This is a genomic window from Pseudomonas sp. BLCC-B112, assembly GCF_028550695.1.
GTDB classification, from domain to species: Bacteria; Pseudomonadota; Gammaproteobacteria; order Pseudomonadales; family Pseudomonadaceae; genus Aquipseudomonas; species Aquipseudomonas danubii.
This window is the reverse complement of record NZ_JAQQGK010000015.1, coordinates 1-21,083: the sequence shown is the minus strand read 5'-3', so window position 1 is coordinate 21,083 and position 21,083 is coordinate 1. Positions and strand designations below refer to the sequence as shown.

The following is a 21,083-nucleotide window of genomic DNA, read 5'->3' as shown; positions in this document are numbered from 1 at the left end:
CATTGAATGACTGGATCAGTCCCCTTGCCACGGATCTTGTTCAAGGACAGAAATCACCCACCTGGGTCGGGAGTCATGTTGGAAAGTTACTACCGCGAGCTGATGGGCTTCCTCAACGCCAGGCTTGGCAACCGCCAGGTCGCCGAGGACGTTGCCCATGACGCCTTTGTGCGGGTGCTGGAGCGCCCCAGCGCTCCTCCCATCGAGCAGCCGCGGGCCTTCCTTTATCGCACGGCGCTGAATCTGGTGATCGACGACCATCGGCGTAACCAGCTGCGTCAATCCGAACCCCTGGAAGCACTCGACCAGCAAGAGCACTGCTTCAGTCCGTCACCGCAGGCGAGCCTGGATCAGGGGCAGCGCCTGGAGATGCTCCAGCGAGCCCTGGCGGAACTGCCCCGGCTGTGCCGCGAGAGTTTTCTGCTGCGCAAGCTTGAAGGTCTGTCCCATGTGCAGATTGCCGAGCATCTGGGCATTTCCCGCAGCCTGGTGGAAAAACACATCGTCAATGCCATGAAGCATTGCCGGGTGCGCCTGCGTCAGTGGGAAGCTCAGTGACCAGCGGCGCACGCTGGTGGCACTGAGCCTGGTGTAGTGGCGGCTGACTTTTGTTTGCCGGACCGCCGGGGCAGTGGGTTAAATTTTTTTTCATCGTCCTCGTTCCTACTCAACAGACGACCTGTTGGCCCTCAGGGGCCGGCCAGGTCACCGGCGTAATTCCCCGCGTTGAGGGGCTTCTCCAGAGGACACTGGACATGACACAGGCAATGGCATCGGCCATCGTTCACGATTTGATTGGTATCGGTTTTGGTCCCTCGAACCTGGCGCTGGCCATTGCGCTGGAGGAGCGCGGCCAGGTTCAGGGTCCTCTGGACGTGCTGTTTCTCGACAAACAGGCCGATTATCGCTGGCACGGCAATACCCTGGTGACCCAGAGTGAACTGCAGATTTCCTTCCTCAAGGACCTGGTCACCCTGCGCAACCCCACCAGCCCTTACTCGTTCGTCAACTACCTCAAGCACCATGGACGCCTGGTGGACTTCATCAACCTCGGGACCTTTTATCCGTGCCGCATGGAGTTCAACGACTATCTGCGCTGGGTCGCCGCTCAATTCAAGGACCAGAGCCGCTACGGCGAGGAGGTTCTGGCCATCGAGCCGCTGCTGCACAACCAGCACGTCGAGGCGCTGCGGGTCATCTCGCGCAATGCCCAGGGGGAAGAGTTCATCCGCAGCACTCGCTCGGTGGTGGTCAGCGCCGGTGGAACACCGCGGATTCCCGAGACCTTCAAGGCGCTCAAGGGCGACCCTCGGGTGTTCCACCATTCTCAGTACCTGGAGCGCATGGCTGAACAACCTTGTGTCGCCGGCAAGAAGATGAAAATCGCCATCATTGGTGGCGGTCAGAGTGCGGCGGAGGCCTTCATTGATCTGAATGACAGTTTTCCGTCGGTGCAGGTGGACATGATGATCCGTGGCTCGGCACTCAAGCCAGCCGACGACAGTCCCTTTGTCAACGAAGTGTTCTCGCCCGAGTTCACCGACCTAGTGTTCCAGCAAGCCAGCAGTGAACGTGAGCGCCTGGTCAACGAGTACCACAACACCAACTATTCGGTGGTGGACATCGACCTGATCGAACGCATCTACGGGATCTTCTATCGCCAGAAAGTCTCGGGGATCGCCCGTCACGCATTCCGCACCCTGACCCTGGTGGAAAAAGCCGTGGCTACCGATCAAGGCATCGAGTTGGTGCTGCGCAACAATGCCACCGGCGCCTGCACCACTGAAAACTACGACGCGGTAGTGCTGGCCACCGGTTATGAGCGCCAGATGCATCGGCAGTTGCTGGCGCCTCTGCAGGAATACCTGGGCGACTTCGAAGTGGACCGCAACTATCGGGTGATCACCGACGAACGCTGCAAGGCCGGTATCTACATGCAGGGCTTCAGCCAGGCCAGCCATGGCCTGAGCGACACCTTGCTGTCGGTGCTGCCGATTCGTGCCCAGGAGATTGCCGATTCGCTGTACGAACATGGCAAGACCCGCGGTCACAGCCGCTCGGTCCGCGACCTGCTGCTGGCCACCGCCAGCTGAGAGGCGCCACGGCCGCTCTTGCGTGGCCTGCGCGGACGGGCGCCAAGGCATTCTTGCAGAGCTCTTCGCCGGCAAGCCGGCTCCTGCCGTTCGGGGTTATCCCGGGTGTTTTTTGCAGGAGCCGGCTTGCCGGCGAAGGCGTTCCTGAACCTTGGCTTGAGAACTTTTCGATTCCTCTTGCCGCGTCGTGGTGGCCCGCGGCAAGTTTCGGGTTTGCGGCGTACTGCTTGTAACTTGCTGCTTGTAGCTTGCCGCTAGTCGCCAAGAGGATTTTCGCCATGCAGGCCCTGCACAACATCAACCTGGACTCGCTGATCGATACCCTGGTCAGCCTCAGCGCGGCTTTTATCCTTGGTGGCCTGATCGGCTTTGAACGCCAGTACCGGCAGCGCACCGCGGGCTTGCGCACCAACGTGCTGGTGGCGGTGGGCGCGGCGATTTTCGTCGACATGGCCAACCGCCTGGGCGGTGCCGACGGCGCGGTGCGGGTGGTGGCCTACGTGGTGTCGGGCATCGGCTTTCTCGGCGCCGGGGTGATCATGCGCGAGGAGGGCAACGTCCGCGGGCTGAACACCGCCGCCACCCTTTGGGCTTCGGCGGCGGTGGGCGCCTGTGCCGGTGCCGATCTGGTTCTCGAAGCCCTGCTGGGCACCCTGTTCGTGCTGGCCGCCAATACCCTGTTGCGGCCCATCGTCAACAACATCAACCGCCAGCCACTGGACGTGATCTCCGCCGAGGTCACCAACATCGTCTACGTCATTGCCCAGCGTTCGAACCAGAAGGCCGTGTTCGCCTTGCTGGAAGCCGAGCTGACGCGCAGCAATTACCCGGCCAGCGATGTCGATGTGCATGCTTTTGGCAACGATGAAGTGGAAATCGAGGCGACTCTGGCCAGCACCTCGGTGGACGGTGAAGAACTGGATGCGCTGGTGGCGCGGCTGTCCACTTCGGCCCTGGTGCAGCAGGCATTCTGGAGCCCGAGCACCACCGAGTGATAGGGGCTCGATGATGGCTAGCCTGTTGTCTTTTGCTGTTCTCAGAGACCTGTAGTGGGTTCTGGGAAAAGCCTTACAAAACAACAAGACCTTTCAGTCTCCTACCCCTCTGCTAAAAAAAACGGGCGGCGATTAAGGTAGTCAGCGACTTAGAAAGAGCTAGCGGTTGTGCTTGTGCACTAGCTGACTTGTCCGAAAAAAACTACGGCAAGAGCACGCTGGACATGGTTTTCAGAATACTCCTAGAGAAAACCTACAGGCACTTCCCTAGCCTTCTACCGACCTAGGAGGAAAGGCCGGCAGCCGCCGGTCGTAGTCTCAAAAGCAGGATCCAGAAATGTCCAATAGAGCGCTGCGCATACTGATTGCCGATGATCAACATTTTCATCGGATGCAGATCGAACGAACCTTGAATCAACTGAGTTATTACCGCATTGCCCCCGTGCACACGCTGGAGGAGCTGCTTTCGCTGGTGGAGTACGCCTGCGATCCGTTCGACCTGCTGATCATCAACGGTAGCCTGGCCATCCACAGCGGTTTCGATCTTCTGGACTTCTGCCTGGACAACCCTCAGCTCGGTCACGCCTTGATCTATGACAGCCAGCGCTTTCCGCCCATCCCCAGCAGCCTGCGGCACCGGATCCAGGCCAGCCGCGCCCAGTTGCCCGACAGCGAGGCGATCCGCCGCTTGATGCTGCAGATCGATCCCCCGGTGTTCAGGGGCGCCAGATCAGGCATTCAGTGGCTGCCGGAACTGCAGCACGGCGGCTGGCGCGTCAGTGCCAATTGATTGAACCGCGCTCTATAAAAAACGGCATCCCCAGGGGATGCCGTTTTACGTTGCGCTTCGGGCAAGGCGTCGCTGAGCAGGCGAGGCCGGGTTCAGGCCATGTCGCTGTGGCTGAACTCCTCGCCGAGAAAGTCGATCAGGCTGCGTACCGAAGGCAGCAGACCGCGGCGTGACGGGAAGATGGCGTGGACGATCCCGCAGCGCGGCGCCCAGCCGGGCACCAGTTCCAGCAGGCGCCCGGCGTCCAGGTCCTCGCGGACCACCACCTTGGGCAGATGGGCGATGCCGACGCCCGCCAGCACCGCATGGCGCAGGGCCAGCAAGTCGTCGGTGACCATCCGCGGCCGATGGCGGATCAAGGCTTCGGCGCCGTCGGGCCCCAGCAACTGCCATTGGTATTCGCGTTGCGCCGCTCCCCAGTGCAGGCTCGGCAGGCCACTGAGATCCGCCGGTGTGGCCGGGCTCGACAGGCGCTGGAGAAAGTCCGGATGGCCCACCAGGCTCTGGGTGCTGTTGCCCAGTACCTTCATCACCAGATCGGTGTTTTCCAGGGGCGGGAAGCGCACCCGCAGGGCAATGTCGAAACCCTCGTGGATCAGGTCGACCCGGCGGTTGGTGCTTTCGATGAACAGCTCGACCAAGGGGTACTTGAGCATGAAGCGGGTAAGCATCGGCCCGACCCAGGAATTGAGCAGGGCCGTGGGGCAGGCCACGCGCACCAGGCCTTGAGGTTCGGAGCGATTGCGTTCGATGACTTCCGCCGCGCCCTCGGCTTCCACCCGCATGGCCAGGCAGCGCTGGTAATACTCCTGGCCGATCTCGGTCAGCGAACAGTGGCGGCTGGTGCGCTGGATCAGGCGCACGCCGAGGCGCTCCTCCAGCTGGGCAATCCGTCGGCTGAGCTTGGACTTGGGCATGTCCAGGGCGCGCCCGGCGGCGGCGAATCCTCGGTGCTCCACCACTTGGGTGAAGTAGTAGAGGGTGTTCAGGTCTTCCAAGATCGTTCTCCAAATAGAACGCTAAGGGCGATTTTTGCAGTCTAGCGCGGCAAAGGTGTGAGTTTTAAGGTGTGTCCATCAGATAGTTCTGGAGGACGACATGAAAAACATCATCGGCATCTACACCAGCCCCCGGCCTCATTGGGTCGGTGACGGCTTCCCGGTCCGCACCCTGTTTTCCTACGACAACCTGGGTCAGCACATCAGCCCGTTCCTGCTGCTGGATCACGCCGGCCCCGCCCAGTTCAGCCCCACCAGCACCCGCCGTGGGGTCGGTGAACATCCCCATCGCGGCTTCGAGACAGTGACCATCGTCTACGACGGCGAAGTGGAACACCGTGATTCCACCGGCAGCGGCGGCAAGATCGGTCCGGGCGACGTGCAGTGGATGACCGCCGCTTCGGGGATTCTCCACGAGGAGTTCCACTCCGCCGATTTCGCCCGGCGTGGCGGCAATCTGGAAATGGTCCAACTGTGGGTCAACCTGCCGGCGAAGGACAAGCTCGCAGCCCCCGGTTACCAGACCCTCGTCGCGGCGGATATTGCGCAGCTCCCGCTGCCCGGCCATGCCGGCAGCCTGCGCCTGATCGCTGGTGAGTTCGCCGGCCAGCGCGGCCCGGCGCGGACCTTCACCCCCATTGACGTCTGGGACATGCGCCTGCTGGCCGGCAAACACCTGGAGCTGCCCCTGCACCCGGGGCGCAACACCGCTTTGGTGGTGCTGCGTGGCACGCTGCAGGTCAATGGCCAGGAGCGGGTCGCGCAAGGACAGTTGGCACTGTTGGAACGCGAGGGCGACCTGATCAGCCTGCAAGCCGACAGCGACGCGATTGTGCTGTTGCTCAGCGGCGAGCCCATCGACGAACCCATCGTCGGTCACGGCCCGTTCGTGATGAACAGCGAAGAGGAGATTCATCAGGCCTTCGTCGATTTTCAATCGGGACGCTTCGGCCAGATGGACGCTACCGGTCACTGACCGGCAGCGCTGGCGCGGCGCGCTTGGCCGACTAGGCTCTGCGAGTCGCGTGCTACCCCCATGTCCGCCCTCACGCTGCAGGCGCGGCCATGGGTTTAACCCCAGCCGGGTTACCCGGCATCGATCATTAACGAGGACTCACCATGACTAACGCCTACAAACGTCTCGACAAGGAAAATGCCGCTGTTCTGCTGGTTGATCACCAGGCCGGCCTGCTGTCGCTGGTCCGCGATATCGAGCCCGATCGCTTCAAGAACAACGTGCTGGCCCTGGCCGACCTGGCCAAGTACTTCAAGCTGCCGACCATCCTCACCACCAGTTTCGAAACCGGCCCCAACGGCCCGCTGGTGCCGGAGCTCAAGGCGCTGTTTCCCGACGCGCCGTACATTGCCCGTCCCGGCCAGATCAACGCCTGGGACAACGAAGACTTCGTCAAGGCGATCAAGGCCACCGGTAAGAAGCAACTGATCATTGCCGGGGTGGTCACCGAAGTCTGCGTGGCGTTCCCGGCACTCTCGGCCCTGGAAGCAGGCTTTGAAGTCTTTGTGGTCACCGATGCCTCCGGTACCTTCAATGCACTGACCCGCGACTCGGCCTGGAACCGCATGTCCAACGCTGGCGCGCAATTGATGACCTGGTTTGGCCTGGCGTGCGAGCTGCACCGTGACTGGCGCAACGATGTCGAAGGCCTGGGCACTCTGTTTTCCAACCATATCCCCGACTACCGCAACCTGATGACCAGCTACAACACCCTGACCCAAGGCCAGTAAAGCCCCGGCAGCGGCGGGCATCGCGCCCGCTGTTGCGTGGCATGGCCTGAGCCCCATGCAGACGGCGCCCTGGCCGGACGATGTGCCGTTGCACCTGGCGGCCATCGGTTTGCAGATCGGCTGGCGGCAGGGGCGGCCAGCGATCACCTGTTCATCATCGAGTCCGGCGTGGTGTCGGTGACCATGCAGCGTGACGGCCAGCCCTTCGAAGCCGGGCCCATGAGCCCGGGTGAAGTGATTGGCGAAGCGGGCGCGGTGGCCGAGAGGGCCACGATCGCGCAGTTCTCGGCGAAGACCTTCTGCAGCCCCCAGGTCTGAAGGCGCGGTTCCTCATTTGAAGTAGGCCCGGGGCGTGGTGCCGGTCGTGGCCTTGAAGAAGGCGATAAAGATGCTGTCACTGGCAAAGCCCAGTTCGAAGGCCGTGTAGCCGATGCTGCGGCCGGTGGCCAGTAACTCGATGGCGCGCATCAGCCGCCATTGCTGACGCCATTGCTGGTAACCCAGGCCGGTCTCGCGCTGAAAGATGCGGCCGATGGTGCGGCTGCTGGCGCCGACCCGGGTGGCCAGCACCTTTAGCTCCGGTGGCAGGTGCTGCAGGTCTTCCAGCAGCGGCTGCAGGCGCTTGTCCCGGGGCAGGGGCAAGGACAGCGGCTGATGCAGCGCAGCGCCGATTTCCTCCAGGCACAGGCCCAGCAGGTGCGGGTAGCGGCCCTGGCTCCAGTCGCAATCGAACGCCGCCAGGGCCATGGGTTCCAGCACGGCGCGCAGCAGGGGACTGACATCGATCACCGCCACGTCCGCCGGCAGGCGCGGACTGAGTTCGACACTGAAATACAGCGAGCGGTAATCCACGCTCTGTTGCATTTGCGCCCGGTGCTGCACCCCACCGGGAATCCAGGCCGCCCGCGAGGGGGGCAGCAGGCACAGGCGGTCGGCGAGGGTGATCCGGGTGCAGCCCTGGCGGGTGTACAGCAGTTGCCCGCGACGGTGCCGGTGCAGGCCGGAGTCATGATCGCCGAGGGTGGCGGCAACGCCGATCACCGGTGCGCTGAAGGGGTCCGGGTCGAAGCGTGCCTGGGGATCGAGCCATGCCATCTTTGTCCGATTTCCACTGTTTGTTGGCGGGATTGCGATAATACGCCAGCCGCGCCTGCCTAGAATCGCCGGCATGTTTTTTTTGCCGAGCACCCACCTGATGAATCCCCGTTCCCTGTTACCCCTGGCCATGGCCCTGCTGATGTTCCCGCAGATCGCCCAGACCCTCTTCAGCCCGGCCCTGACCGATATCGGTCGGGCCTTTGGCGTCCCGGCGCAGCAGGCGGCCCAGAGCCTGTCGGTGTTTATCCTGGGGTTCGCGCCGGGGGTGGTGCTCTGGGGACGCCTGAGCGATCGCTGGGGGCGGCGCCCGGCCTTGCTTGGCGGGCTGGCGCTGTATGCCCTGGCGCTGGTCCTGGAGTTGCAGGTCCGCAGCTTTGCCCAGCTGTTGCTGTGCCAGGGCCTGGCGGCCCTGGGCGTGGCTGCCGGTTCGGTGGTGACCCAGACCCTGCTGCGGGATCTGTTCCAGGGCCGCGAACTGATCCGGGTGTTCTCGCTGATGGGCATGGTGCTGGCGGCCAGTCCCGCTATCGGCCTGTTCGCGGGAGCGGCCCTGAGCCGCGCTTTTGGCTATCAGGGCGCACTGACGGGGTTGCTGGTGCTGGCCTTGGCGTTGTTCGGCTGGTGCGCCCGGGCCTTGCCGGAAACCCGTCCGCCTGCGCAGCCTCTGGCGCCCCTGGCCGGCACCTTGTGGCAGATGCTGCGGGACCCCGCGATCTGGCGCTCGGCGCTGCTGGTGGCGGTGTTCAACCTGGCCTTGCTCAGCTATTACAGCCTCGGGCCCTTTGTGTTCCGTAGCCTGGGGCAAGGCGCGCAATGGTTCGGTTACAGCGGCGCGTTGCTGGCCCTGGGGTCCGGCCTGGGCGCTTGGCTCAATCGCCGGCTGTTGGGCCGGGGCTGGTGCAGCGAGCGGCTACTGATGCTGGCAGCCCTGGCGGTGTTGGCCGGGGGCGGCGGTGTCCTGGCCTTGCAGCACAGCCTGTGGCTGGTGCTGCCGATGCTCGGCGTGGTGCTGGGCTTTGGCCTGGCGATCCCGAACATTCTCGGCTCGGCCCTGGCGGCCTACAGCGACCGGCTGGGCAGCGCCGGGGCCTGGTTCGGTTTGTTCTATTACCTGCTGATCGGCGCCGGCCTGCTGCTGGTGGGTTGGGGGCAGGCCCTGGGCCCGAGCCTTTGCCTGTGCGGCGCGGCGGCCCTGTTGCTGTGCCTGGATGCGCGCCACCGCACATGAAAGCCGGGTTTGCGACACGCGGTCGCCGCACCGTCCCTGAAGGGTCCATTGTTTGACCATGATCAAGCCGTTGCCCGGCGCATCCGCGCAGCCTGTTGGCAGATCTGTGCAACGGCGCAGCCCCTTCCCGGAAATGGAGATCGGCAACATGGCCAAGATGAAAGCCGCGGTATTCGTGGAAAAGAACCGCATCGTCCTGGAAGACAAGGACATCCCCGAAATCGGTCCGCTGGACGCCCTGGTGCGCATCACCACCACGACGATCTGCGGCACCGACGTGCACATCCTGCGCGGTGAATACCCGGTGGCCAAGGGCTTGACCATCGGCCATGAACCGGTGGGCGTGATCGAGCGCCTCGGCTCCCAGGTCCGTGGTTTCCATGAAGGCCAGCGGGTGATCGCCGGGGCCATCACCCCCAGCGGCCAGAGCTACGCCTGCCTCTGTGGCTGCGGCTCCCAGGATGGGCCCGACACCCGCCATGGCTTTCGCGCCACGGGCGGCTGGAAGTTCGGCAACACCATCGATGGCTGTCAGGCCGAGTACGTGCGGGTGCCGGACGCCCTGGCCAACCTGTGCCCGATTCCCGACGGTCTGAGTGACGAAGAAGTACTGATGTGCCCGGACATCATGTCCACCGGCTTCTCCGGCGCCGAGCGCGCCGAAGTCAACATCGGCGACAGCGTCGCGGTGTTTGCCCTGGGGCCCATCGGCCTGTGCGCGGTGGCCGGGGCCCGGCTCAAGGGCGCCACCACCATCATCGGCGTCGACACCGTGGCCGCGCGCATGAGCGTGGCGCGCGGGTTGGGAGCGACCCATGTGGTGGACTTCAAGCAGGGCGACGTGGTCAAGCAGATCATGGACCTCACCGACGGCCGCGGGGTCGATGTGTCCATCGAGGCCCTGGGCACCCAGGGCACTTTCGAATCGGCGCTGCGGGTGCTGCGCCCGGGCGGCAAGCTGTCGAGCCTGGGGGTCTATTCCTCCGACCTGCGCATCCCGCTGGATGCCTACGCCGCCGGCCTCGGCGACCTGAGCATCCTCAGTACCCTGTGCCCCGGCGGCAAGGAGCGCATGCGCCGGCTGATGGAGGTGGTCGCCAGTGGCCAGGTGGACCTCAAGCCCCTGGTTACCCACCGCTTCAAGCTGGATGACATCGAAGCCGCCTACGAACTGTTCGCCAGCCAGCGCGACGGCGTAATGAAGATCGCCATCACGCCATGACCCGCGTACCGGGTGGCCTTGATGCATATCAAGGCGCCCGGCGCCGTCTGCCTCGACACTCAGGCCCATCAACGTCCAAGGAGGTCAACCATGAGCCAGTACCAGCGTCTGTTGCTGATTGCCGATCCCCAACAGCATCAGTCTCCCGCGGCGCGCCGCGCTGCCGCCCTGGCCAAGGCCAGCGGAGCGGCCTTGCATGCCCTGGTGTTCGTCGAACCACCGGCGCGCACCTACCTGTGGGAAGAGCACCTGGAAGAGAGTGAACGCCAGGCCTACCTGCAACGCCATGAGCGCTGGCTGCAGGTGGAAGCCGAATGGATGCGCGAGCAGGGGGTGGAAGTCACCACCCAGGTGATCTGGAGCACCCAGGTGCTCAAGGACATGCTGGCCTACATCAACGAATTCCAGCCTGATCTGCTGATCAAGGACGTGACCCTGGAATCGGCCCTCAAGCGCGTTTTCGTCACTCCCCTGGATTGCCATCTGCTGCGTGAAGCCCCGGTGCCGGTGCACCTGGTCAACGACGCCCCGCACAAACTGCCCCGGCGCATTGTCGCCGCCGTCGACCCGGCCCAGTCCGACACCCAGATCAGCGGCCTCAACGGCCTGATCATCCAGACCGCCAACGCCCTGGCCCTGCAATGCGATGCGCAATTGCACCTGCTGTATGCCTACGACCTGATGCCGATGCTCGATGGCGTCGCGCCGGTGGCATCCACCGCCTGGAGCGTCAACTGCCTGGACGAGTTGCGCGACTCCCTGCACAAGGAATTCGAGCGCCTGGGCGATGAACACAACGTGCCCCAGGAATTCCGTCACTTCATCATGGGGCCGCCGGTGCCGGGCATCGCCCAGTTCGTCGACGAGTACCTGGTGGACGTGGTGGTCATGGGCACCGTGCACCGCACCGGCTTTGGCCGGCTGATCGGCAGCACCACCGAGCGTGCCCTGTACTCGATGCCGGGCAGCATCCTGGCGGTGAAGGCGCTGAGCCCGAACTGAAATCCCCGCTCTGACCCCGTCAGCGACGAGCCTCAGCCCGGCTCGTCGCGCTGGCTGCCCGGCAGGTACGGCAGCAGCCGCGCGGTCTCCTTGCGCACCACCGCGTAGCACTCGCAGCTGTGCTGTTCCAGGCGAGGCCGGTCGAGGACGTTGATGCGTCCCCGGCTGTACTCGATGATGCCCTGGCGCTGCAGTTTGCCAGCGGCCTCGGTGACCCCTTCACGGCGCACCCCGAGCATGTTGGCGATCAACTCCTGGGTCATCACCAGTTGGTTGCCCGGCAGGCGGTCCAGGGACAGCAACAGCCAGCGGCACAGTTGCTGGTCGATGGAGTGGTGCCGGTTGCACACCGCGGTCTGGGCCATCTGGGTGATCAGCGACTGGGTGTAGCGCAGCATCAGCAGGAGCATCTCGCCGTGGCGGTTGAACTCGTCCTTGAGACGCTGCCCGGGCAGGCGCAAGGCATGCCCGGCGCTTTGCACGATGGCTCGGCTGGTGGTGCTCTCGCCGCCCATGACCAGGGACACGCCCACCAGCCCTTCGTTGCCCACCACGGCGATTTCCGCCGAGGCGCCGTTCTCCATCAGGTACAGCAGCGACACCACCGCGTCCGTGGGGAAATACACGTGGCGCGGGATATCCCCGGACTCGTAGAGCACCTGGCCCAGGGCCAGGGGCACCGGCTTGAGGTGGGGCAGCAGGCGCTCCTGCACCTCGGCCGGCAGTGCGTTGAGCAAGTGATTGGGCCCGAGCCCAAGGTTGTCGAACATCTCAGAACCACCGGATGGCAAGGCGTCAGCGCTCACTCAGGGTAGTCCAGGGCGTTGCCCGGTGTCTGTCATGGCGCCGACTCGGTGATGGCCGCTGTCGGGGAATGCCCGGTCTGCGGCGGTGGGACACTGACGGGCCAGGTGAGCAACACCCGGCGCGTGGTGCCGTCGTCCAGCAGCGGGATGGCCAGCCCCGGCAGGGGGCGGCCGTCCAGGCTCAGGCTGAGGTTGGCGCCTGGAGTCTGCTGCACCTCGATGTGGTAGACCGTCGCGCCAAACCGGTAGTCCAGGCTGTAGCCCGGCCAGTGGGCCGGGATCACCGGTTCGATGTACAGCTGCTCGCCTTCGCGGCGCAGCCCCAGCAACGACTCGACGATCAGCCGGTACATCCAGCCCGCCGAGCCGGTGTACCAGCTCCAGCCGCCGCGTCCGGTGTGGGGCGCCACGCCATAGACGTCGGCGGCCATCACATAGGGCTCGACCCGGTAGGTGGCCACCTGCTCGGCGCTGCGTCGGCTCACCGGGTTGATCATGTGCAGCAGCTCCCAGGCCCGGGCGCTGTCCCCCAGGCGGGCGAAGGCCATGCTGGCCCAGATCGCCGCGTGGGTGTATTGGCCGCCGTTCTCCCGCACCCCGGGCACATAGCCCTTGATGTAGCCCGGGTCCAGGGGGCTGTGGGCGAACGGCGGGTCCAGCAGCAGCACCACGCCGCTGTCGCGGCGCACCAGATGCCGGTCCAGGGACTCCATGGCCTGATGCTGGCGGACGTCACTGGCGGCAGCGGAGAGCACCGACCAGCTCTGGGCGATGGAGTCGATGCGGCATTCCTGGTTGTCGGCGGAGCCCAGGATCTGGCCGTCGTCGAACCAGGCCCGGCGATACCACTGTCCGTCCCAGGCCTGGCTGTCGAGGGCGGCGCGCAAGGCCAGGGCCTGCTCGCGACAGGTCCGGGCGAAGGCCGGGTCGTCGTGCTGTTCGGCGGTGACGGCGAACCGCTGCAGCACCTCGTGGCTGAAGAACCCCAGCCACACGCTTTCCCCCAGGCCCCGCTCGCCGACCCGGTTCATGCCGTCATTCCAGTCCCCGGTGCCCATCAGCGGCAAACCGTGGACGCCGCGCCGGCTGCCGTGCTCGATGGCCCGTTGGCAGTGGCGGTAGAGGCTTTCCCGCAGTCCGCTGGCCTGGGGCAGGTCGTAGTAGGACTCTTCCCCGGGGTTGAGCTGGCGACCTTCCAGGTAACCCACTTCAACCTCCAGCACACTGCGGTCGCCGGTGATCTGCACGTAGCGGCTGGTGGCCAGGGGCAGCCAGAGGAAGTCATCGGAGCAGCCGGTGCGTACCCCGCGATTCTGTGGCGGGTGCCACCAGTGCTGGACGTCGCCCTCGGGGTACTGGTGGGCGGCGCAGAGCAGCAGGTGCTCGCGGGCCAGGGTCGGCTCGGCGTGGATCATTGCCATGCTGTCCTGCAACTGGTCGCGAAAACCGATGGCGCCACCGGACTGGTAGAAACCGCTGCGAGCCCAGAAGCGACAGGCGATGGTCTGGTACATCAGCCAGCCGTTGGCCATGACATCGACGGCCGGGTCGGGGGTATGCACTTGCAGTGTGCCCAGACTCTGCTGCCAGTGCTGGTGCACGGCGGCCAGTTCGCTCTGCGCCATCTGCGTGCCGCGGTACTGTAGGACCCGCCGGGTTGCGGCCTTGGCATCCACCTCGGCCCCCAGGCGGAACAGCACTTCCTGGCTCTGGCCGTCCGCCAGCTCCAGCGCCACCTGCATCGCCGCGCACGGATCGAAACCGGCGCCGGAACGCCCGGACAGACGCCCCCGAGTCAACGCGGCCGGCGCCGCGAGGCTGCCGTTGCGGCCAATGAACTCGCTGCGGTCACCGGTGAAACTGCGCACCGCCGAGTCGGTGTCGAGAAACGCCACATGCCCGGAAAACTCCATGTTGTAGGGGTTGCGGGCGAACAGCGCGCCACTGACCGGATCGCTTTCAGTGACCACATGCATGGCCGAGCGGCCGCGCAATTCCCCCAGCACCCATTCCACGTAGCAGGTCACTGTGAGGCGCCGTGGCCGGCCGCTGCGGTTGCGGATCTTCAACCGCGAGAACTTGATCGGCGCCTGCTGCGCCACATAGATCGTCAGCTCGCTGTGGATGCCGTTCTCCTCATGCTCGAACACGCTGTAGCCGAAGCCATGGCGGGTGCGATAGCTGCCGTTGCCGGGGCAGGGCTGGGGAGTGGGCGACCAGACCTGGCCGCTGTCTTCGTCACGCAGGTACAGGGCTTCGCCGCTGGGGTCGCTGACCGGGTCGTCGTGCCAGGGGCTGAGGCGGTACTCGTGGGCGTTTTCGCGCCAGCTGTAGGCGCCGCCGCTTTCCGAGATCACCGTGCCGAACAGCGGGTTGGCGAGCACGTTGGCCCAGGGCGCCGGGGTCGGTTGCCCGGGGTTGAGGGTGATCAGGTATTCGCGGCCGTCGCTGCTGAAGCCGCCGTAGGGCGTTTCCAGGATCAGTTCCGGCAGCGGGGCTGGCGGGGCACTGCTGGCCGTTTGTGGCAGGCGCACCAGGGGCGCTTCCAGACGCGGCAGCGACGGATCGGCGCGGCGCCGGTGGACCTGCTCGGCGAGGCTGCCGCGGCTGTCGCTGATCACCAGGCGCGCCACCGCCAGCATCAGCACGCGGTCTTCGCCCGACAGTTGCTGGGCCGGACGCACGAAGATGCCCCCGGGACGGTCGATCAGGCTGGCTTCGCTGCCGGAGGTCACCAGGCCCATGATCAGGTCCTGGAGCTGCTGGCGGTAGCCGACCTGATCCTCGTTCCAGATCACCAGGTCCACCGCCAGGCCTTTCTGCCGCCAGTAGGCGTGGGCCTTGATCAGTTGCTGCACCAGGGTGATGTTGGCCAGGTCGCCCACTTGCAAAAGGACGATCGGCAGGTCGCCGGAAATGCCCTGGCCCCAGAGCCCGGACTGGCTGCGGCGGTTGGCCAGCAGCAGGCTGGTGTCGGCCCGCAGGCTGGCGTTGGCGTAGAGCAGCGAGGCGGCCATCTGTTGGAACAGTCGGGCTTCGGCCAGCGAGGCGTTGAGCTGGCGCAACAGCACCTGGCTGTGGGTCCAGGCCAGGTCGAAGACCCGGTCCGCCAGGTGCCGGTCACGGTATTTGTGGATCAGTTGCAGGCAGTGTTCGCGGCTCTCGGCGACCCCGGTCACCAGGTCGATGGTGGCGCTCTGGCCGGGGTCGAGGGTGATCCGGCAGCGGATCGCCACGATCGGGTCGAGCACCGGTCCATCGCTCCCCGAGAGCCGTTCGACCTGCGGGTCCAGGGCCTGGGGCGCGGCCAGATCCCGGCCGCGGCCGATAAAGCGTGCGCGGTCGGTTTCATAGGAGATGGCGTCGATGTCCACGCCGTGGGCCGCCAGCAGGTGGCACAGCCACGGCACTGGCTGCTCCTGGGCCCGTGGCCGGCGGCTGCAGACGATGGCCTGCAGGCTGGGCAGCAGTTCGGTTTCGATGAACAGGTTGCTGAAGGCCGGGTGGGCCGCATCGCTCTGGGCCGGGGCCAGGACCACCTCGGCGTAGCTGGTGAGCTCGATGCTGCGGCGCCCCCGGGCCCGGTTGCACAGGTGCAGGCGGCGCAGTTCGATGGGGTCCTCGGGGGACACGACGATTTCCAGGTGGCTGTCGAAGTCCCGTTCACGTACCCGGAATTCGGCCCGGGCATCGGTGAAGATCGCCTCGAAATGCTCTGGGCGGTGGCGGGTTGGCTGGTAGGCCGCGGACCAGAAGTCGCCGCTGGCCACGTCCCGCAGGTAGCAGAACTGCCCCCAGTGATCGCGGGTCGGGTCTTCGTGCCAGCGGGTCACTGCCAGTTCGTTGCAGCGGCTGTAGCCACCACCGGCACTGCTGAGCATCAGGTGGTAGTGACCGTTGGACAGCAGTTGCACGGCCGGGCGCTTGCGGTCCGGGTCGGCGAATACCCGCAGTTTGTTTTCATGGGCCCGGGCCGCTTCGTCGGCTTCCGGAGCACCGGCGGCGTGCAGGTACTGGGCGGCGGTTTTCGGCACCCGTTCCTGCAGCAGCAGGGCGATGGCCTGGAACTGCGGATCGGATTCGAAGCGCCGTTGCATGGGTTGATCCAGCAGCAACCAGGCCAGGGCCAGCAGGCTCATGCCCTGGTGGTGAGCCATGAACGACCGCACCACGGCATGGTCCTGGCCCCGGGGCAGGCGCGACTCGGTGTAGTCCACGGCTTCATAGAGGCCGAAGCGTCCACCCAGCCCCAGCTGTGCCAGGCGCTGCAGATTCTGGCAGGCGGCCTGGGGCGCCACCATCAGCGCCAGGACACTGGCGTAGGGCGCCACCACCCGTTCCGCGCCGAGGCCACGCTTGAGCCCCAGGCCCGGTACGCCGAACGCCCGGTACTGGTAGTTGAACTGACTGTCGAGGGTGTTGTAGCCCGACTCGGACACGCCCCAAGGCAGGCCCAGTTGCTGGCCGTGCTCGATCTGCAGGGCCACCGCGGCGCGGCAGGTCTGGTCCAGCAGTGTGCCCTGGTAGCTGGGCATCACCAGCATCGGCATCAGGTACTCGAACATCGAGCCGGTCCAGGACAGCAGCACCGGGGTGCCGGCGCTGCTGGTGAGCAGGCGGCCCAGGGCGAACCAGCTTTCCTGGGGCAACTGTCCCTGGGCGATGGCGACAAAGTGGGTCAGGCGCACTTCCGAGGCCAAGAGGTCGTAGTAACCGGCATCCAGGCGGTGCTCATCGGCGTTGTAGCCGATCACCAGCAAGTGACGACGGGTGTCGTAGAGAAAGCCGAAGTCCATCTGCGCCATGCTGGCTACCGCTTCCAGCAATCGACTGAGGCAACTGATGCGCTCCAGGGCCAGCTCGCGCACGGCGGCGATCCGCTCATGGTGCATCGGCAACCAATACCCGGCGTCCAGTTGGGCCAGCTGGCGCCAGCTCAGGGTGCCGAAGCGGCGGCCATCGGCCATGGGCGGCAGGCAGCGCCATTGCAGTTCGTCATGCAGGTCACGGCATTGCGCGGCCAGTGCCTGGCGCCAGAAGTCCACATCGTCCGTTGTGCCGGTCTGCGCCTGCTCGACGCTGTCGGCAATCCGTTGCAGCAGCCCCAGCAAGGCATCCGGAGCCACATCGGCATGCAGGCTCAGGTGCTCATGCACGGCGCGGGTTTCCAGGCGCCAGCGCAGCACTGGGGCGGTGTCCTGGCCGGCCGCCGTGAGGGCGTCCTGGAACACATCGAGGCTGTCCAGCAGGCCGTTGGCGATCTGCAGCAGCGCCGGAGGACTGTCCACCAGGGCTTGCAGGCCGGGGCGCAGGGTCAGCAGCATGCCCACCAGGTTGCCGCTGTCCACGGTGGACACATAGCGCGGCGGCAAGGGTTGCAGGCTCTGGGTGTCGTACCAGTTGTAGAAGTGCCCGCGATAGCGTTCCAGCCGGCCCATGCTGGCCAGCATCTGCTCCAGGCGGTGCATCAGCCGGCGGCTGCTCAGGTAGCCGAAGTCGTGGGCCGCCAGATGGGCCAGCAGGGCCAACCCGAGGTTGGTCGGCGAGGTGCGATGGGCGATGCGCTGCTGGGGCTGTTCCTGCAGATTGTCCGGGGCCAGCCAGTTGTCATCGGGGCCGACGTACTGGTCGAAAAAGCCCCAGGTGCGGCGGGCCAGGCTCTGCAGGAAACGCCGTTGGCCGCTGGAAGGCTCGAACGCCACCTGGCTTGCCGGGCGGCTGAGCCACCAGGCCAGGGCCGGGCCGGCCAGCCAGGCCAGGAGCAAGGGCGCGGCCATCAGCAGTTGCGGCCGCGGCCACAGTAGCGCCGTCAGCAGCAGGGCCAGCAACGGGCCGATCCACATCCGCCGGTACAGCTGCAGCAGGTTGTCATCCGGGCCGCGCTCGGCTTCCCGGGACGGTTGCCACTGCAGGCGATGAGCTTTGCTGATGCCCATGCGCCACAACGCGCGGGCCATGGCGTCCAGGCTGTAGGCGACCTCATAGGGCAGCCAGGCCAGGGGCAACAGGGCCCGGGACAGGTGCTGGCCGGCGCTGCCCAGGGCGGCGTTCAGTTGTTGCAGCAACGGCACTTCCGGGGTGTTGTGCACCAGCTCGCGCAAGGCGGCGGACAGGGGCAGCACCAGCAGCACAATCAGTACCGCCAGGGTCCAGGCCAGGGGCTGGGTGGAGCCCAGCCAGCCCCACAGCAGCATGCTCAGCAAGGCCAGGGGTTCGAGGCTGCGGCGCAGGTTGTCGAGGATTTTCCAGCGTGCCAGCGGGCTCAGGCGATTGCTTTCCAGGCCGCCGGCGGCCTTGGGCGACCAGGGCAGGAGCCAGGGCAGCAGTTGCCAGTCGCCGCGAATCCAGCGCTGGCGGCGCTTGACGTCGGCGCTGTAGCGCGCCGGGTATTCCTCGAACAGCTGCACATCACTGAGCAGCCCGGAACGGGCGTAGCAGCCCTCGATCAGGTCGTGGCTGAGAATCCGGTTGTCGGCAAAGCGCCCGCCCAGGGTCTGCTCGAAGGTGTCCAGGGCATAGATGCCCTTGCCGACGAAGGAGCCTTCCTGGAACAGGTCCTGGTAGACGTCCGACACCGCGCGGGTATAGGGATCGATCCCGGCATCGCTGGCGAACAGCCGGGAATAGGCGCTGCGCGCGGTGCTCGACAGGCTGATGCCGACCCGCGGCTGGAGAATCCCGTAGCCGCTGACGATGCGCCCGCTGAGCGGGTCGGTCTGTGGGCGGTTCAGCGGGTGGTCCATGGCGCCCACGCATTGCTGGGCCACGTCCCGGGGCAGTTGGGTGTCGCTGTCCAGGGTGATGACGTAGGTGATCTCGGGCAGGGCCTGGATATCGCCGACGATCAGCGAGAAGCGTTCCTGGCCCCGGCCGCGCAGCAGGGCATTGAGGTCTTCGAGCTTGCCGCGCTTGCGCTCGTGGCCCATCCAGCAATGTTCGGCGGCGTTCCACAGCCGTGGCCGGTGCAGCAGGTAGAAGCGGTCCACCGCCTCTTCGGGGTACTTCAGGTTCAGCGCCTCAATGCCTTGTCGGGCCAGCGCCAGCAGGGCGGTGTCGCCGTCCTGGGTTTCGCTGGGGGCGTCGAGAAAGTCGCTGAGCAGGGCGAAGTACAGCTGGGCATCGCGGTTGGCCAGAAAGCGCACTTCCAGGCCTTCCACCAGCTCTTCGACATCCGCCGCGTTGCCGAACAGGCAGGGCACCGCCACCAGGGTCCGGGCCCGGGGCGCAATGCCTTCGCTGTAGTCCAGGCGCGGCAGAATGCCCGGGGCCACGGTCAGGGTCACCAGGCCGTTGATCAGGCCGATGGCCAGGCGGCTGGCCAGCAGCAACGCCGGCACCGCCCACAGTGCCAGCCAGTAATGGCCGGGGCTGGCTTCCTGATACAGGGCATCGAGAAACGGCCAGGCGAACAGCGCCGAGAGCAGCATCACCGGCCCCAGGAAAAAGCCCAGGGGCGCCTGGGTCAGCAGGCGCCGGCCGCGTTCGGCCAGGGGCACTCGGGCGCCGATCTGTTGTTCCAGGGTGCGGCGTCCGGCGCCGATCAGGTAATGCCCGACATGGCCGGCCACGGCTTCCGGGGCCTCGGCGCGGTAGTGGGCCCGGGCCAGTTCGATGCACTGGCGGGCCACCTGGTCTTCACTCAGGGGGCAGTGGCGGGTCAGGCGTTCGAGCACATGCCGGTAATGGTCGCGGGTGGCGAAATCCATGCGCCGGTAGACCTTGGCCGGGTCGTCCTGGAGCACCTGTTCGACCCGGCTCATCAGTTCGACGAACTCGCGCCAGTTGCTGGCCGAGAGCAGGCGCAGGCTGGAAATGCTGTTGCTGATGGACACCTGATCGGCGGCTTGCTGTTGGGCGTCGAGCTGCACCAGGCGCTCGATGTTCAGCCCGGTTTCCCCCAGCAGTTGCTCGATCCAGGCCAGGGGCAGCACCAGGGCGGCGTTCTGGCCCTGCAGGCGCCGCGCCAGTTCAGCGACGAAGGCGGCACTCATGGGCGGTGCCGAGCGGGCCATGTCGGCCACCGCCAGCACCACGCTCTTGGCGTCCTGCTCGGCGGTTTCCATCAGACGGTCGGCCCAGTCGTTGGCCAGATTGCGCTCGCTCCAGTTGGCCATGACCCGGAAGGCCACGCGCCGCAGGTTCTCGATCAAGGCCAGGCGCAGCATGATGGGAATCGCCCACAGCTCGCCGAGCTTGAGCGGGGTGACGCTCTGGTAGCTGTCGACGAAACGCCCCAGGCTTTCGCTGTCGACCCGGCCGTCGCCGTGGGAAATGGTTTCCAGGGCGATGTCGTAGACCCGTGGCAGGCCCGCCGACTGGCCGTTGGCCAGGCGCGGCAATTGCCGACTGTAGCCCCGGGGCAGGTGAGTGCGGGTGATGCGGATCTGTTCTTCCAGCAGGTAGTAGTTGTCCAGCAGCCACTCGGCGGCGGGGGTGGCTCGGGGCGAGCTGCCGGTGGCGGCGGTCAGGCTTTTGCAGCAACTGGCCAGGGCGCTGGCGTTGTCCGACAGGCGTGCCAGCAGCCAGTCGGGGTTGCGGCTTTGGCTCAGGCGGTGCTGGTGCGCCAGCAGGGTGCCGTGGCTGGCCATCTGTTCACTGCTGAACAATTCCGAGCGCAGCGGCGCTTCGTATTCGACGCTGTTGCGCGAGGCCTTCCATTGGCCGTATCTGGCGGCGGGCAGACGGCAGAACCTCAGGAATGTGTGGGTCCAATGACTGTCCATGTTTTCCTTGGCATAACAGAGCCGTCCCTCGGCACGGGGTGCGAGGGAGGGCCGGGAGCGGGGCGTGCGGTCAAATCGATGCACCGTCGCGACGAACGTTTCAGGCAAAAAGCTGCAACCTTGACGGTGGCGGGCGTGGGGGAGGGTGTCTGTGCGTTGGGGCACATAGGCGGGCGATCGGCATTTCTGTTGGGTGGCTTGTTGTGGTGAGGGGGGGTGTTCCTGTTGGGGGGCGTGGTGGTCGTGGAGCATGAGGGGGCGGTCTTGTTGGTGGGCATGTCCGTTGCTGCGGTAACGACCACTTATGGTTTCGCTCTTACAGCCATCCCTTTCAAGGTCTTGAGTAAAATCCGCTAAAACTCATTCAGGAAGATCCGAACGA

The 21,083-nt window shown here is 65.9% G+C and carries 13 protein-coding genes and 1 pseudogene; 10 read left to right on the top strand and 4 right to left on the bottom strand.

The window, feature by feature from the left end:
- The first annotated feature begins 75 nt into the window (after positions 1-75).
- The 4 genes from PQT43_RS28940 to PQT43_RS28925 all read left to right on the top strand — a co-directional run bounded on the left by PQT43_RS28940 (position 76) and on the right by PQT43_RS28925 (position 3,878).
- Complete coding sequence (locus tag PQT43_RS28940; protein ID WP_102880153.1) at positions 76-558, top strand: sigma-70 family RNA polymerase sigma factor; 483 nt, start codon at positions 76-78, stop codon at positions 556-558.
- Between the two features lie 197 nt (positions 559-755).
- Positions 756-2,093, top strand: coding sequence for a lysine N(6)-hydroxylase/L-ornithine N(5)-oxygenase family protein (locus PQT43_RS28935; protein ID WP_267268645.1), 1,338 nt, complete (start codon positions 756-758; stop codon positions 2,091-2,093).
- Positions 2,094-2,371: 278 nt separating this feature from the next.
- Entirely contained in the window at positions 2,372-3,088 is a 717-nt protein-coding gene (locus tag PQT43_RS28930) for an MgtC/SapB family protein (RefSeq protein WP_102880155.1), read from the top strand.
- Positions 3,089-3,425: 337 nt separating this feature from the next.
- Positions 3,426-3,878 (top strand): response regulator, encoded by a 453-nt coding sequence (locus PQT43_RS28925; protein ID WP_102880156.1) that lies wholly within the window; start codon positions 3,426-3,428, stop codon positions 3,876-3,878.
- Between the two features lie 92 nt (positions 3,879-3,970).
- On the opposite strand, the gene PQT43_RS28920 is transcribed toward PQT43_RS28925, so the two are convergent.
- Positions 3,971-4,879 (bottom strand): LysR family transcriptional regulator, encoded by a 909-nt coding sequence (locus PQT43_RS28920; protein WP_102880157.1) that lies wholly within the window; start codon positions 4,877-4,879, stop codon positions 3,971-3,973.
- Between the two features lie 97 nt (positions 4,880-4,976).
- On the opposite strand from PQT43_RS28920, the gene PQT43_RS28915 reads away from it, so the two are divergent.
- The 3 genes and pseudogenes from PQT43_RS28915 to PQT43_RS28905 all read left to right on the top strand — a co-directional run.
- Positions 4,977-5,852, top strand: coding sequence for a pirin family protein (locus PQT43_RS28915; protein ID WP_102880158.1), 876 nt, complete (start codon positions 4,977-4,979; stop codon positions 5,850-5,852).
- Positions 5,853-5,995: 143 nt separating this feature from the next.
- Positions 5,996-6,622: an isochorismate family cysteine hydrolase YcaC gene (ycaC, locus tag PQT43_RS28910; RefSeq protein ID WP_267268643.1), complete on the top strand. Its 627-nt coding sequence runs from the start codon at positions 5,996-5,998 to the stop codon at positions 6,620-6,622.
- 120 nt (positions 6,623-6,742) lie between these two features.
- A pseudogene (locus PQT43_RS28905) lies at positions 6,743-6,928 on the top strand (cyclic nucleotide-binding domain-containing protein); the annotation flags it as partial.
- Between the two features lie 24 nt (positions 6,929-6,952).
- Here the strand turns inward: PQT43_RS28905 and PQT43_RS28900 are convergent.
- A complete protein-coding gene (locus PQT43_RS28900) occupies positions 6,953-7,717 on the bottom strand; it encodes an AraC family transcriptional regulator (protein WP_267268642.1) in 765 nt (254 codons plus the stop codon).
- 100 nt (positions 7,718-7,817) lie between these two features.
- On the opposite strand from PQT43_RS28900, the gene PQT43_RS28895 reads away from it, so the two are divergent.
- From PQT43_RS28895 to PQT43_RS28885, 3 genes are all read left to right on the top strand, one after another.
- Positions 7,818-8,948 (top strand): MFS transporter, encoded by a 1,131-nt coding sequence (locus PQT43_RS28895; RefSeq protein WP_267268641.1) that lies wholly within the window; start codon positions 7,818-7,820, stop codon positions 8,946-8,948.
- A 148-nt stretch (positions 8,949-9,096) separates the two neighbouring features.
- Entirely contained in the window at positions 9,097-10,170 is a 1,074-nt protein-coding gene (locus tag PQT43_RS28890) for an NAD(P)-dependent alcohol dehydrogenase (RefSeq protein ID WP_053152835.1), read from the top strand.
- A gap of 90 nt (positions 10,171-10,260) precedes the next feature.
- Positions 10,261-11,172, top strand: a complete 912-nt coding sequence (locus tag PQT43_RS28885) for a universal stress protein (RefSeq protein ID WP_102880161.1) — start codon at positions 10,261-10,263, stop codon at positions 11,170-11,172.
- A 32-nt stretch (positions 11,173-11,204) separates the two neighbouring features.
- On the opposite strand, the gene PQT43_RS28880 is transcribed toward PQT43_RS28885, so the two are convergent.
- Both PQT43_RS28880 and PQT43_RS28875 read right to left on the bottom strand, forming a co-directional pair.
- On the bottom strand, positions 11,205-11,942 hold the full coding sequence (locus tag PQT43_RS28880) for a Crp/Fnr family transcriptional regulator (RefSeq protein ID WP_102880162.1): 738 nt from the start codon (positions 11,940-11,942) through the stop codon (positions 11,205-11,207).
- Positions 11,943-12,010: 68 nt separating this feature from the next.
- The gene (locus PQT43_RS28875) at positions 12,011-20,701 is read right to left on the bottom strand and encodes a glycoside hydrolase family 94 protein (protein WP_272755353.1); all 8,691 of its coding nucleotides are present in this window, start codon (positions 20,699-20,701) and stop codon (positions 12,011-12,013) included.
- Positions 20,702-21,083: the final 382 nt, after the last annotated feature.